The following is a 13,048-nucleotide window of genomic DNA, read 5'->3' as shown; positions in this document are numbered from 1 at the left end:
TCGATCGCGTGCATCGCATTGGCCGGATTCTTGATACGGACGGGTCCGTGCCGGGGAGGGCGATGCGTTGGATTCGACTCAACCCATGGCAATTTTGGGTAACCTGGGATGCGATTTAAATGGGACGTGTATTAAATGCGGTCGGCAGCAATTGATACATGTACTAATGCGATGTGAGGGCGTTTCGCGATGCGTGCATTGCGAACGACCGGGCATCGATCGCACGGGTTGTCGGCGCCGTGTTTGCGCGAGCATGCCGGCATGCTCGATGCATGGACGATATGCGGTGCCGCGATGGGCCTACATGCTTGGCGGGCGGTGGGATGTGTCGCGAGCGCTTCGGCGTCTTCGAATGACGGACGACGTGATTTGCCGTCGAGATGGCCGGCGATTTTCGCGGAGGAGGGTTTGAGTCAGGACATCAAATCGTGAAAATGACGGGGGGCGAGGCCGTCATCGATCGCGTTGAACGCGGGCACGGGTGTCCCGGCCGGTGCGGGCGGGACGGCGATCCTGCATACACCCGCGCTCATTGGCGAGATGCATGTGCGTGCCGCGCATCGACGCGCGGCATCATTGCCCCGGCCGTCGCTCAGCCCTTCGCGACGACGTCGATGCGCAGCGCTTCGCCGCCGGCGACGATCGCGAGCAGGCGATCGACGTTCGGGTGTGCGCCGGGGCGGTTGCGCGCATCGGCGGTGTGCTCGGCGAACACGGCCAGGCCATGCTCGGCAGCCTTCGCGTCAAGCGTGCCGAATGCCTGCTTCAGGTAGTGGTACACGGCGAGCGAACCCTGTTTGCCGGGCTGGTTCTCGATGGTGGCGACCACGTCGCCGTTCGCGCCGACGAGATCGATGCGTGCGATGCCGTCGATGGCCGGCAATTGCGCGAGGTTGTCCTTGAATACTGGGGTAGCTTGAATCACTGAAAACACTCCGTCGGTTCGGTCATGGGCCAATGAGGGTGGCCGGCCGTATCTTATCCGATCGGCTGTGGCGTACCGGCCGGCGCGGCCGCGTCGCGCGAGCGCTCGATGTCGGGGCTGCGATACGCGCGCTCGGGAATCTCGGCGAGCCGCGACGCGTGTACCTGATGCGGCGCGAGTCCATAGAACTTCTGGAAGCTCATGATCAGCGGCGACCATTTGTCGGGATCGATGCGGTCCGGATGGCCGTCCATCAGCAGGTCGGGGTGCACGTGCACGCGCTGGATGCGCAGCTCGAACAGCGTGATCTTGCCGCGCAGGTCGGGTGTTTCGTCTGCGAGGCCGTGCGCGGCCGCGACGACCGCTTCCAGGTGAACCGGGCATTCGAGCGCGCGCGGCGGCGACACGGTTTGCGATGCCGCCTCGGTAAGCCCGGCCGTGCCGAACTTGTCGGGTTCGTAAACATAACCCTTGGCCCGTTTCCCGTCGGGCACCGGACAGGAGCCTGTCGTGCGCGCGATCCGGTCCACCGCGTGCGCCTGCGCCGGCGACGGCAGGTTCAGCACGCATTCGCCGGTGTGCAGCAGGTTGCGGGTGGTCTGCGAGCTGGCGGCGATGCCGATCACGGCGCGCCAGCCGAGCCAGAATGCAGACGAGATCGGCGCGAGATTGGCCGTGCCGTCCAGGTTCAGCGTGCTGACCAGCACGACGGGCGTGCCGAAATAGAGGATGTTCGGTTCGGTGACGCGATGCGGAGCGTTCATGGTCGGGGTCTTCGTTTCGTTGACGGATCAGTCCGCATGCTGATCCCGTCGCGGCCGCGCGGCGCTCCGATTCTTGTCGTGTCATCCGGAGGGGCGGCGCGACGGAGGAACGGGAATTGCGCGTCGTGCGCAGGCGGCGCACGGAAGGCGTCGGCCATTGCGACGGCGGGTTTGCGCGTCCGCGCGCCGGCATCCCGCCGGCTTTTCCGCTACAGTAGGACATCGCCGATCGCACCCGCCGACCCGGCGCGATCACGTTCCAGAATCGCACATGAGGGCACCGATGCACACCCCGCAACGCTATTCCGAAGAAGCGCCCACGCGCGCGGAAGTCGACGCACTCGCCGGCGCGACCGTCATCGAATTCGGCGCGAACTGGTGCGGGATCTGCGCGGGCGCGCAACCCGCGATCGTGGCGTCGTTCGCGGCGCACCCCGCCGTGCGCCACCTGAAGATCGAGGACGGCCCGGGCCGCCCGCTCGGCCGTTCGTTCCGCGTGAAGCTGTGGCCGACCCTGGTGTTCCTGCGCGACGGCGTCGAGGTCGCACGCGTCGTGCGCCCCGCCGATGCACGGCAGATCGAAGCCGACGGCTTCGCCGCGCTGGCCTGAAGGCATCGCCATGCAACAGGCCATCACGCACATCGCCATCGACACGCGCGGCAGCGGCCTCGTCGAATTCACGCCGCAGGTGCGCGCGTTCGTCGACCAGCAGTCGATTCGCACCGGCCTGCTCACCGTGTTCTGCCGCCATACGTCCGCATCGCTGCTGATCCAGGAGAACGCGGATCCGTCGGTGCAGCGCGATCTCGAACGCTACTTCGCGACGCTCGCGCCCGAGGACGACACGCGTTACGAGCACGACACCGAAGGCGCCGACGACATGCCCGCCCATTTGCGTACGGCACTCACGCAGGTGCAGCTGTCGATCCCGGTCGAGCACGGACGCATGGTGCTCGGCACGTGGCAGGGCATCTATCTGTTCGAGCATCGTCGCGCCCCGCATCGTCGCGATATCGTGCTGCATCTGATCGGCGAGTAGGCGCGGAACCGCGCCACGGGCGGTCAGAGGGTCCGCCCGTCACGCGTCGCGGCCACGCTCAGCCGAGCAGCTTCTCGACGAGCGCGCCAAGTTCGCGCAGGTGAACAGGCTTCGGCAGGAATTCGTCGAACACCCGCTGGTTCTCGCGCAGCGCGGCCGATTCATATGCGCTGACACCGACAATGGACGGAAACTTTCCGTCGTCGTCCGGTTGCGCGACCATCCGCATGCGGTGCGCGACTTCGAAGCCGCTCAGGTCCGGCAACTCGAGATCGAGCACGACGAGGTCGTAATGCGTGTCGCCGAAACGGGCGACGCCTTCCTGGCCGGTGCCGCACAGATCGGCGTCGAGGCCGAGCGCCGACAGCATCGCGCCGAGCGTTTCGCGCGCGTTGTCGTTGTCGTCGACCACGAGCGCGCGGCGGTTGCGGTGCGTGGCGGCGGCCGGCCACGCCGGCGCGTCGCCGGCCGTTTCGCCGGCATCCGGCACCTCGGCAGGCAGCGTCACGACGAACTCGCTGCCCTCGCCGACGACGCTGCGCACGTCCACGTGGCCGCGCAGCGTCGTCACGATCTCGCGCACGACGGCGAGCCCCATCCCGATGCCGTCCACATGCAGGCCGACCGCGTCATTCGCGCGGTAGAACGGCTCGAAGATCTTCGACAGGTGCTGCTTCGCGATGCCGGCGCCCGTGTCCCGCACGACGAGTTTCAACTGCCGGCCGGCCGGTGCGTCGACGAGCATGACCGATACGTCGATCGATCCGTCGACGGTGTATTTCACCGAATTCTCGATCAGGTTCGACAACACCTGACGCAACAGCTTGCGATCGGAGCGGATCGCGAGGTCGCGAGGCTCGACGCGCTGTGCGACGGCGATCCGCTTGGTCGCGATCTTCTCGCGCAGCGGATCGAGCACCTCGGCGAGCAGCGACGCCATGTCGACCGTTTCGGTTTCCGCGAGGCGCTTGGTCGAGCGCAGCTTGATGTAGTCGGTCAGGTCCTTGACCAGCGCTTCGAGCGACGACGCGGAATTCTGCAGCCGCCGGATCGTCTTCAGGTTCGCGTCGGATTGCGGCCGCGCGAGCAGGATCTCGATCGATCCGCAGATCGCCTGCAGCGGGGTGCGCAGTTCATGGCTGACCATCCCGAGGAACGCGTTCTTCGCCTCGATCATCTCGAACGCGCGATCGGATGCCTTGCGCTCCGCATCGAGCGCCGCGTCCTGTCGTTCGAGCAGGTCTTCGCGCGTGCGCATCGTATAGAACAGCAGCAGGAACAGCGCGCACAGGATCACGCCGAGGATGATGCCGAGCGACAGGATCGCCCGCTGCTTTTCCTTCAGCTGATGGAACGTGAAGTCGCGCTGCGCCATCTCGATCGCGCGGAAGTAGTTCGCGAGGCCGTTGACCTTCGGCCAGTACGCGTTGACGTCGTCGATCACGTGTGGCGCATCGTTCCGCGCATCGCGCAGCAGCGGCACGTCGTGCTTCAGGCGCGCCATGAATGCGCCGAGCACCGCGATTTCGGCACGCGCGCGCGGGATGCGCAGCCAGTATTCGGACACTTCGGACGGCCGCTGCAGGAACCCGAACGACACCGACAGGCTGTCGAGCTGCATTTGAACGTGGTCGAAGTCGTCGTCCACGTGCGTCGAGTAGAGGATCAGTTGCCGGTCGAAGCGCGCATACGCGTTCCGGTATTGCGCGGCGGTCCAGAACACGCCTTCGCGCGGCCCCTCGAGCACACCCTCGTTGACCGACGTCGCGAGCAGGTCCCACAGCAGGAATGCCCACGCGGCGAATCCCAGGATCCACAGCGATCCCAGGACCAGGATGATTTTTCTGTTCTTCCACCGCCCGCGCATCATGCCGCGCGCTTACTTCACGGTCAGGCCGATGATCTGCCACGCGAACTTGGCTTCGCCGAGCGGCGTCTTCAGCTCGTCGGGGTACTGGTCGCGCGGATACATGATCCACAGCGGGCCGTAGTTGTCGTTGCCGAGCACCTTGCCGTTCATCGTGCGCGCGAGGATCACGCCGTACTTGTCGGCATCGGACACGGGGATCGTGAACGTGTATTCGTCGATGCAGCGGAACTCGATCTGCGTGCCGTGCGCGTCGACGGTCTTCAGCACGTCGGACAGGCGCGGGCCGGTGAAGGTCGCCTTCGGCGTCCAGCTCGTCGACGTGACGATCGTGTGCTGCGGCAGCGCCATCAGCGCCTGCTCGGTAAAGACGAACACCGTCTTGCCGGGCTGGTTGCTGCGGCCGATCTTGCCGTCGACGGTGAACGTGAACGACGCGGCCCAGCTCGCGGCGGCGATGCCGAGCAGGCCGGCGGTGAGCAGGCTCTTGATCCAGATGGTCGAAATTCGCATGTCGGTCCCTTCGTTCGTGTGCGCGTGGTGATGGGTTTTCGGGGGGCTCTCAATTCGCGGCGGCGACCGCGGCCGGCGCCGGCTGCGTGAGCTTCAGTTCGCGGGCGACTTCGGCGAACAGGATCGGCAGGCGCACCGGCTTCTCCTCGCAGCGCGCGTTGTAGTGCGACACGATGTGCGCGATTTCGTCCTCGCTCGCCTCGCCGGTGGAGATCTTGCCGGTCAGCAGGAAGATCGGCGCGCCGCCGTTTTCGCTCGACCGGATGCCGCGCACGAGCTCGGCCGCGGTCTCGTCGCCGAGCATCCAGTCGAGGATGTAGGCGTCGAAATCCTCGAGCTCCAGCGCCTTGCGGAACGACGCGCCGTCGTAGTACGGAATCGCGTTCACGCCTTTTTCGAGGAAGTATTCGCATACGGTTTCGGCGACGTCCTGCGAATCGTCGACCACCGCGATCCGCGCCGCGTAGACGGTCGGCTGGCTCGAGCGCAGTTCGATCACGTCGACCGGATAGAGGCGGCCTTCGCGCGCGTGCTGGCGTTCGGTGACGATCCATTCTCCCTGCCACTGCAGCGCGACGAAATCCGTGTCGATCTGGCTGCTGGCCTTCGCCGAGATCGCCGCACGGCAGCGAAAGCGGCGCGACTCGATCACGAGCGTCGCATCGATCATCTCGGCGGCGGCCGGTTGCGTGCCCTTGTCGTCGAGCAGGATCGCGGGCGGCACGCCGAAGTGCGTCGCGATGTCCTGCAACTGCGACAGGTTCCACGGGATCAGGCCTTTCATCTTGCGCGTGACGACCGAGAAACTGAGGCCGAGCACGTTCGCGATCGTGGTGTTGTGACTGCGCGGCGGAATGCCGTTGCGCGTCAACAGATCGTGCACCTTGGTGGCGGTGATGAGATCGACGTTGGCCTGCTCGCTATTGGGCATCTCGATGGGGTCTCCTGGGTTTGAGCGACGAAGAGCATATTCAAAAGTGACGCAATACGCAAACTTTGAAAATGCGAATCACCTTGACATGCCATTTTTCTCCATTATTATTGCTCACCGCGTCACTATTGTTTGCCGCGTCAGGTTTGGGGGCCGGTGTCGACACATTCGGCCCGGCGAAACGCGGCAGCCAGCGCGTGACTGAACGATTCGAAGAGAGCCACAGAGAGCCTGAGAGAGCCTTGGACTGCGCGTCGGCGTGGGTGAATTGTATTCGCCTCGCCGCGCGCAAGCCGGGTACGCGCCCGCGCGGGCGGGATAGCGCGAAGCAGTGCGGCGCAAATAAAACATGAGGAAAGTGGAAACGGTTCGCCGTTTGCCGGCGCCGCGGCTGCTGCTGTCGGCCGCGTGCGCGCAGGGGCCGTCCGTCATTGGCAGCACGATGTCGTGGATCCACGTGAAGGACCAGACGCAGTCGTCGACCTTCACGTACCGGTCGGTCGCGATTCAGCTCGGATCGAGGCGGCTTTCCAGTGGGAATCGACAGGAGGCGGCCCACCCGCGAGGCAGTGCCGACCTCACGCAAGCCTCGCCGGTCTGCTGCGTCGCCAGATCAGCCTTCCCGAAAAATCCCGCTATACGCGCTCAACGCCGGTACCCCGCCAAGGTGCGCATACAGCACCTTCGACCCTGGCTCGAATTCCCCGCGCCGCACCTTGTCGATCATTCCGTGCATCGATTTCCCTTCATAGACGGGATCGGTCAGCACGCCTTCCAGTCGCGCACACAGACGAATCGCGTCCAGCGTGCCATCGTTCGGCAGTCCGTATTCCGGCCCGGCATAGCGCGTGTCTAGCACGACGTCCTTCTCTTCGATATCGCGCCCCAGGCCGACCAGTTCGGCCGTATGCCGCGCGATGCGCGTGATCTGTTCGCGCGTCTGCTCCGGCTTCGCCGACGCGTCGATGCCGATCACGCGATCCGCGCGCCCGTCGGCCGCGAAGCCGACGACCATCCCCGCCTGCGTGCTGCCCGTGACCGAGCAGACCACGATGTAATCGAACTTGAAGCCAAGCTGTGCTTCCTGCTCGCGCACTTCTTCCGCGAAGCCGACGAACCCGAGTCCGCCGAGCGGATGCTCGGAACACCCGGCCGGAATCGGATACGGCTTGCCGCCCGCCTGCCGCACGCTCTCCATCGCTTCTTCCCAGCTGCGGCGAATGCCGATGTCGAAACCGTCGGCGACGAGCCGCACATCGGCGCCCATCATTCGCGACAGCTGGATGTTTCCGACGCGGTCGTACACCGGATCCTCGTAGTTGACCCAGTGCTCCTGCACGAGCACGCACTTCATCCCGAGATGCGCGGCGACGGCCGCGACCTGGCGTGTCTGGTTCGACTGCACACCGCCGATCGACACGAGCGTGTCGGCGCCTTGCGCAAGCGCGTCGGGGATCAGGTATTCGAGCTTGCGCGTCTTGTTGCCGCCGAACGCGAGGCCGCTGTTGCAGTCCTCGCGCTTCGCGTACAGCTCGACCTTGCCGCCGAGATGCGCGCTCAGGCGCTTGAGCGGCTGGATCGGCGTCGGGCCGAACGTGAGCGGATAACGGGGGAAACGTTGCAGGTTCATCGACAGTCTCCGAAAGACGGTGGGCAGGAAATCGGATCGGTCGCGTGCGGCCGGTGCGCCGTGTCCCGATGCAAAGATGATAGGCAGGACGCCGGGAAATGAGCTTGCGAAATAAATGATGAACGCCTACGTTATCGATGTAGAAAAGCAGAGGCAGATAATTTTGGTTCGCAGAATCAATCGGAGACGCAATGAAATTAGATCGCAGCAGCGCCGCCCCCGCCGATGCCGCGCCGGCGCTCGATCGCATCGACCGCGCGATCCTGCGGCAGCTGCAGCAGGACGCGTCGATCTCGAACGTGAGCCTCGCCGCGAAGGTGAAGCTGAGCGCGCCGGCATGCCTGCGGCGCGTCGAGCGGCTGAAGGAGATGGGGTTGATCCGCGGCATCGTCGCGTTGCTCGATCCGAAGCCGCTCGGTGCCGGGATGCTGGTCGTGATCGGCTTCGTGCTCGATCGTTCGACGCCGGAGGCGTTCGCCGAATTCGAGAAGGCTGCCCAGAAGGTGTCAGGGTGCGTCGAGTGCCACGTGGTGACCGGCGAATTCGACTACTTCATGCTGGTCCGCACGCGCGACAACGAGAGCTTCAATCGCTTGCACGCCGAACAGCTGCTGTACCTGCCCGGCGTGCGGCAGGTGCGCTCGTTCATGGTGCTCAAGGAGATTTTGTCGACGCATGCGCTGCCGGTTTAGTGCAGCGGGATGTGGATGGCCGCGCATGCTGCGTTAGCGGCAAGCGGGAGAAGCGAAGTGAGTACGACCGGCACGCGGACCTCGCCGGTGACGCCGCATAACCAAGGGCCAATCTTCACGTGATCAAACAGAGGGGCAGGCATAGCTTTCCTTGCCGGCGTAACGAATCGACTCCTATCGCTTGCGCTGTCTGGGGTCGATGCCGTTTTGCTCGAGTAGCTTTCGCAGTCGTGCGTTATCGCCCCACAACGTTGCGAACGCGATCACTATCATCAGGGTGGGAAACCATTCGCCGGTCGCGGCGATGATGGTCCATCCTACGGCGGTGCAAATCAGCGCCGTGACGATGAGGAGCAAATGATCCACAATCCACTTCATCGTGTACTCCGGATTGCAGTGTTTGCCTTCAACCCGAGATAACTATGCGGGCCGGGCGCGAGAACTTCAGGATGCCGCAGGATTTGCGCCATGATCAATGGATGAACCGCAAGGCGATGGCGCGCGCCCCATTGCGCAACCGCCAAGGACAGGTCGGTTCCCCGTTTGCCGATGCCGCATGCCGACGCAGCATCTGTCGCGACCATCAGGCTACCAATGACCGCGCCCAGATAGACGCTGCCGAGGATCACCCCAACGACGGTTGCTACTTCGAGTTTCGTGGTCGCGCCAAACAATTCCGCGACCGTCGCATCCGGACCTAGTGTCTTGAGCGCGCCCATCATCGTGCTGACACTCGCCACCGCGGTTTGCAGGGTCGCAAACAGCGTTGTGGGAACGGGCATATGCAGCGCGGTCATGTTTGCTTGAAACGCTTCGGAAAAGCTCGAACATCTCGGTGTTGGCACGGGCAATTCTCCTGACGAATGGACTTATTCTACCTATTCGTCTTCGCCCGCCATCTCGAAAATGGGCGCTACATGGCGCGCTCAGCGTTGCCACGGCGCCGCGCCCGGCTGCTGCCGCACCGTCTTGCCGAGCCGTTCGCGCGCAGTATCCAGCGCCGCCGCATCGAGTTCCCCGTCATTAGCCAGCGCCTTCAGCGCGGCGAGCACGATGCTCGCGCGATCGACTTCGAAGAACGCGCGCAGCGCGTCGCGCGTGTCGCTGCGGCCGAACCCGTCGGTGCCGAGCGTCACGTAGCGGCGCTGCACGTACGCGCGGATCAGCTCGGGCACCGCACGCACGTAATCGGTCGCGGCGATTACCGGGCCCTGCGTTCCATCAAGCATCCGCGTGACATACGACGATGCCGATCCGTCGCCGAGCCGAGACAGCCGTTCGGCTTCCATCCCGTCGCGCTGCAACTCGCTGAAACTCGTGACGCTCCACACGGCTGCATCGATATTCCAGTCGTCCTTCAGCATCCGCTGCGCGGTGAGCACTTCGCCGAGAATCGCGCCCGCGCCGAACAACTGCACGCGCGCGGTCGCGTTCACTGCGGACGGCAGCCGATGCATGCCCTTCAGGATGCCTTCGCGTCGTGCGGCCGGATCGTCGTCGGGCATCGACGGCTGCGCATAGTTCTCGTTCATGACGGTCACGTAATAGAACACGTCACGCTGCTGTTCGACCATCTCGCGCATGCCGGCATCGATGATCGTTGCGACTTCGTACGCGAACGCCGGGTCGTAAGCGCGGCAGTTCGGAATCGTCGACGCCGTGAGATGGCTGCTGCCGTCCTGGTGCTGCAGGCCCTCGCCGCCGAGCGTCGTACGGCCCGACGTCGCGCCGACGAGGAAGCCGCGCGAGCGCTGGTCGGCAGCGGCCCAGATCAGGTCGCCGATGCGCTGGAAACCGAACATCGAGTAGTAGATGTAGAACGGCAGCATTGGCAGGTCGTGCACGCTGTACGCGGTCGCGGCGGCGATCCACGACGACACCGCGCCGGCTTCCGAAATCCCTTCCTCGAGAATCTGGCCGCGCGTGTCCTCGCGGTAATAGAGCATCGAGCCGAGATCCTCCGGTTCGTAGCGCTGTCCGAGCGGCGAGTAGATGCCGACCTGCCGGAACAGGCTCGCCATGCCGAACGTGCGCGCCTCGTCGGCCACGATCGGCACCACGCGCGGACCGATGTCGCGATCCTTGATCAACGCGGCGAGCATGCGCACGAGCGCCATCGTCGTCGACATCTCGCGGCCGGCCGCCTCCAGCGCGAACGCACCCCAGGCCGGCATCGAAGGGACGGTCAGCCCCTTCGATGCCGCCATCCGCCTTCTGGGCAGATAGCCTCCCAGGGCAGCCCGGCGTGCATGCAGGTAACGCATTTCCGGGCTGTCTTCCGCTGGTTTGTAAAACTTCAACTGCTCGACGTCGCCGTCCGACAGCGGCAACCGGAAACGGTCGCGGAACGCCTTCAGGTCGTCGACGTCGAGCTTCTTCTGCTGGTGAGTGGTCATCCGCCCCTGGCCGGCCGTGCCCATTCCATAACCCTTCATCGTCTTCGCGAGGATCACGGTCGGCTGGCCGCGATGGGCGAGCGCGCGCGCATACGCGGCGTGCAGCTTGCGCGCATCGTGGCCGCCGCGGCGCAGGCGGTCGATTTCCGCATCGGTGAGCTGGGCGGCCAGCGCTTCGAGCGCCGGGTCGCCGCTGAAGAAGCGCGCGCGGTTGTACGCGCCGTCGTTCGCGGAGAAGGTCTGGAACTGGCCGTCGACGGTGTCGGCGAACGCGCGCGCGAGGGCGCCCGCGTGATCGCGCGCGAACAGCGGATCCCAGTCGGAGCCCCACAGCACCTTGATCGTGTTCCAGCCGGCGCCGGCGAACAGCGCTTCGAGCTCGTCGATCACGCGGCCGTTGCCGCGCACCGGGCCGTCGAGCCGCTGCAGGTTGCAGTTGATCACGAACACGAGGTTGTCGAGCCCTTCGCGCGCGGCGAGCGACAGCGCGCCGAGCGATTCGGGCTCGTCCATCTCGCCGTCGCCGAAGAAGCCCCACACGGTGCGGCCGGCGGTGTTCGCGAGCCCGCGATGCTGCAGGTAGCGCATGAAGCGCGCCTGGTAGATCGCGTTGATCGGACCGATGCCCATCGAGCCGGTCGGGAACTGCCAGAAATCCGGCATCAGCCACGGGTGCGGATACGAACACAGCCCGGGCCCGGCGATTTCACGACGGTAGTGCTTCAGGTGATCTTCAGTGAGGAAGCCTTCGAGATACGCGCGCGCATACACGCCCGGCGACGAATGCGGCTGGAAGTACACGAGGTCGCCGCCCGGGCCGCTTTCATGGCCTGCGTCGACCGGCGCCGCACGGAAGAAATGGTTGAAGCCGACTTCGAACAGGTCCGACGCCGACGCGTAGCTCGCGATGTGGCCGCCGAGTTCGCCGTATGCGCGGTTCGCGCGCACGACCATCGCGAGCGCGTTCCAGCGCAGCGCGGCGGACAGCCGTTCCTCGAGCTCGGCGTCGCCCGGATACGGCGGCTGTTCGTGCGCGGCGATCGTGTTCAGGTACGGCGTGACGGGGCCGCGCGGCGCCGCGAGCCCGCGGGTGTGCGCATGCGCGGCGAGCCGGCCGAGCAGGTACTGCGCGCGTTCCTTGCCGACGTGCGCGACGACGGCGTCGAGCGCTTCCAGCCATTCGGCGGTTTCTTCCGGGTCGGCGTCGGCGTGAGCCGCGCCCGCGCGCCGTGTGGCGTCGATTCCGTTCGACAGGTCCGTCATCGCAGGTCTCCCCGCGCGCCGGTTCGGAGCGGCGCGCAATCAGTGGCAATCGGTCGGATCATGCTACCCGCCGATCCGCAAAATATGCGTCTGATTTCATTGGGATTTCGCTCACGGATAGTGTAAATATTCCGGTTGTGGCCACTCTTCCGGAATATTTCGACCATGAGCGCAAACCCGCGTCGGCTCGACCGCATCGACATCGGCATCCTGAACCAGCTGCAGCAGAACGCGCGCATCACGAACGCGGAGCTCGCGCGCGCGGTGAACCTGTCCGCCACGCCGTGCTTCAATCGCGTGCGCGCGCTGGAGAAGCTCGGGTTGTTCCGCCAGCAGGTCACGCTGCTCGATCCCGAGCCGCTCGGGCTGCGGATCAACGTGTTCATCCAGGTCAGCCTCGAGAAGCAGGTCGAGGATGCGCTGCAGCGTTTCGAGGAGGCGATCTCGCAGCGGCCCGAGGTGATGGAGTGTTACCTGATGTCGGGCGACGCCGACTATCTGCTGCGCGTCGTGATGCCCGACATGCGCACGCTGGAGCGCTTCATCATCGAGCGGCTGACAACGATTCCCGGCGTGTCGAACATCCGGTCGAGCTTCGCGCTGAAGCAGGTGCGCTACAAGACCGCGCTGCCGCTGCCGGCGGCCGGGCTGACGCTCGTCGATCCCGACGAGTCGGCGTCCGACTGGGGCTGAGCGCGGGGCGCCGGCGCCCCGTCCGGTTTCAGGTTTCAGACGAAACGGCGACAACGCGCCGACGATTGCCCGACGCCGTCGAAAGGGGCGGACTGCCGCAGATCCGGTCGCTGCGCGTCGCTGCGCCTTGCCGCGCGGGGCGCCCGCGTCTTCACGACGCCGCGCGGCACGATCGCGTATGCTCGTTCGGTCAGCGGCGAAGGCGGCTGCCGGAGCCGATTCAATCGTGTGACGACCGATCAACGAGCGAGGGCATGATGGCTAGACAGACGATGGCGGAATACCTGGCGAAGACGCTGGCGGCAGCGGGCGTCGAGCGCATCTGGGGCGTGAC

At 65.5% G+C, this 13,048-nt stretch carries 13 protein-coding genes and 1 pseudogene; 5 read left to right on the top strand and 9 right to left on the bottom strand.

The window, feature by feature from the left end; genetic code table 11:
• Positions 1-592: 592 nt before the first annotated feature.
• Entirely contained in the window at positions 593-925 is a 333-nt protein-coding gene (locus DID99_RS20075) for a DUF2322 family protein (RefSeq protein ID WP_124487065.1), read from the bottom strand.
• A gap of 53 nt (positions 926-978) precedes the next feature.
• A complete protein-coding gene (locus DID99_RS20070; RefSeq protein ID WP_124487064.1) occupies positions 979-1,689 on the bottom strand; it encodes a flavin reductase family protein in 711 nt (236 codons plus the stop codon).
• 283 nt (positions 1,690-1,972) lie between these two features.
• Here DID99_RS20070 and DID99_RS20065 point away from each other — a divergent pair, with 283 nt between their 5' ends.
• On the top strand, positions 1,973-2,299 hold the full coding sequence (locus tag DID99_RS20065; protein ID WP_124487063.1) for a thioredoxin family protein: 327 nt from the start codon (positions 1,973-1,975) through the stop codon (positions 2,297-2,299).
• A gap of 10 nt (positions 2,300-2,309) precedes the next feature.
• A complete protein-coding gene (locus DID99_RS20060; protein ID WP_124487062.1) occupies positions 2,310-2,729 on the top strand; it encodes a secondary thiamine-phosphate synthase enzyme YjbQ in 420 nt (139 codons plus the stop codon).
• A 58-nt stretch (positions 2,730-2,787) separates the two neighbouring features.
• Here DID99_RS20060 and atsR read toward each other — a convergent pair whose 3' ends face one another.
• From atsR to DID99_RS20040, 4 genes are all read right to left on the bottom strand, one after another.
• Positions 2,788-4,599 carry a hybrid sensor histidine kinase/response regulator AtsR gene (gene atsR / locus DID99_RS20055; protein ID WP_124487061.1) on the bottom strand — a complete coding sequence of 604 codons (1,812 nt, stop codon included), beginning with the start codon at positions 4,597-4,599 and terminating at the stop codon, positions 2,788-2,790.
• A 9-nt stretch (positions 4,600-4,608) separates the two neighbouring features.
• Entirely contained in the window at positions 4,609-5,109 is a 501-nt protein-coding gene (locus tag DID99_RS20050; RefSeq protein WP_124487060.1) for a molybdopterin-dependent oxidoreductase, read from the bottom strand.
• Positions 5,110-5,158: 49 nt separating this feature from the next.
• Positions 5,159-6,040, bottom strand: a complete 882-nt coding sequence (locus tag DID99_RS20045; protein ID WP_124487059.1) for a helix-turn-helix domain-containing protein — start codon at positions 6,038-6,040, stop codon at positions 5,159-5,161.
• A gap of 613 nt (positions 6,041-6,653) precedes the next feature.
• A complete protein-coding gene (locus tag DID99_RS20040) occupies positions 6,654-7,670 on the bottom strand; it encodes a 1-aminocyclopropane-1-carboxylate deaminase (protein WP_124487058.1) in 1,017 nt (338 codons plus the stop codon).
• A 191-nt stretch (positions 7,671-7,861) separates the two neighbouring features.
• Between DID99_RS20040 and DID99_RS20035 the strand changes: the two genes are divergently transcribed.
• Entirely contained in the window at positions 7,862-8,362 is a 501-nt protein-coding gene (locus tag DID99_RS20035; RefSeq protein ID WP_124487057.1) for an Lrp/AsnC family transcriptional regulator, read from the top strand.
• A 174-nt stretch (positions 8,363-8,536) separates the two neighbouring features.
• Here DID99_RS20035 and DID99_RS20030 read toward each other — a convergent pair whose 3' ends face one another.
• The 3 genes from DID99_RS20030 to mdeB all read right to left on the bottom strand — a co-directional run bounded on the left by DID99_RS20030 (position 8,537) and on the right by mdeB (position 12,021).
• Complete coding sequence (locus DID99_RS20030; protein ID WP_124487056.1) at positions 8,537-8,740, bottom strand: hypothetical protein; 204 nt, start codon at positions 8,738-8,740, stop codon at positions 8,537-8,539.
• Complete coding sequence (locus DID99_RS20025) at positions 8,737-9,159, bottom strand: hypothetical protein (protein ID WP_124487055.1); 423 nt, start codon at positions 9,157-9,159, stop codon at positions 8,737-8,739. Before DID99_RS20025 ends, DID99_RS20030 begins: the two co-directional genes overlap by 4 nt.
• A 129-nt stretch (positions 9,160-9,288) precedes the next feature.
• Complete coding sequence (gene mdeB / locus DID99_RS20020) at positions 9,289-12,021, bottom strand: alpha-ketoglutarate dehydrogenase (RefSeq protein WP_124487054.1); 2,733 nt, start codon at positions 12,019-12,021, stop codon at positions 9,289-9,291.
• Between the two features lie 165 nt (positions 12,022-12,186).
• On the opposite strand from mdeB, the gene DID99_RS20015 reads away from it, so the two are divergent.
• Both DID99_RS20015 and DID99_RS37605 read left to right on the top strand, forming a co-directional pair.
• Positions 12,187-12,714: an Lrp/AsnC family transcriptional regulator gene (locus tag DID99_RS20015; protein ID WP_124487053.1), complete on the top strand. Its 528-nt coding sequence runs from the start codon at positions 12,187-12,189 to the stop codon at positions 12,712-12,714.
• Positions 12,715-12,779: 65 nt separating this feature from the next.
• Positions 12,780-13,048 (top strand): annotated as a pseudogene (locus DID99_RS37605) (hypothetical protein); the annotation flags it as partial.

The organism is Burkholderia sp. Bp8986, from assembly GCF_003854225.1.
Taxonomy (GTDB): domain Bacteria; phylum Pseudomonadota; class Gammaproteobacteria; order Burkholderiales; family Burkholderiaceae; genus Burkholderia.
This window is presented reverse-complemented; position numbering and strand designations above follow the sequence as displayed.

Excerpts from the sequence above, each read along its gene's own strand:
- DID99_RS20070 (WP_124487064.1), bottom strand. The coding sequence starts at position 1,689 with ATGAACGCTCCGCATCGCGTCACCGAACCGAACATCCTCTATTTCGGC.
- DID99_RS20065 (WP_124487063.1), top strand. The coding sequence starts at position 1,973 with ATGCACACCCCGCAACGCTATTCCGAAGAAGCGCCCACGCGCGCGGAA.
- DID99_RS20060 (WP_124487062.1), top strand. The coding sequence starts at position 2,310 with ATGCAACAGGCCATCACGCACATCGCCATCGACACGCGCGGCAGCGGC.
- atsR (WP_124487061.1), bottom strand. The coding sequence starts at position 4,599 with ATGATGCGCGGGCGGTGGAAGAACAGAAAAATCATCCTGGTCCTGGGA.
- DID99_RS20050 (WP_124487060.1), bottom strand. The coding sequence starts at position 5,109 with ATGCGAATTTCGACCATCTGGATCAAGAGCCTGCTCACCGCCGGCCTG.
- DID99_RS20045 (WP_124487059.1), bottom strand. The coding sequence starts at position 6,040 with ATGCCCAATAGCGAGCAGGCCAACGTCGATCTCATCACCGCCACCAAG.
- DID99_RS20040 (WP_124487058.1), bottom strand. The coding sequence starts at position 7,670 with ATGAACCTGCAACGTTTCCCCCGTTATCCGCTCACGTTCGGCCCGACG.
- DID99_RS20035 (WP_124487057.1), top strand. The coding sequence starts at position 7,862 with ATGAAATTAGATCGCAGCAGCGCCGCCCCCGCCGATGCCGCGCCGGCG.
- DID99_RS20030 (WP_124487056.1), bottom strand. The coding sequence starts at position 8,740 with ATGAAGTGGATTGTGGATCATTTGCTCCTCATCGTCACGGCGCTGATT.
- DID99_RS20025 (WP_124487055.1), bottom strand. The coding sequence starts at position 9,159 with ATGACCGCGCTGCATATGCCCGTTCCCACAACGCTGTTTGCGACCCTG.
- mdeB (WP_124487054.1), bottom strand. The coding sequence starts at position 12,021 with ATGACGGACCTGTCGAACGGAATCGACGCCACACGGCGCGCGGGCGCG.
- DID99_RS20015 (WP_124487053.1), top strand. The coding sequence starts at position 12,187 with ATGAGCGCAAACCCGCGTCGGCTCGACCGCATCGACATCGGCATCCTG.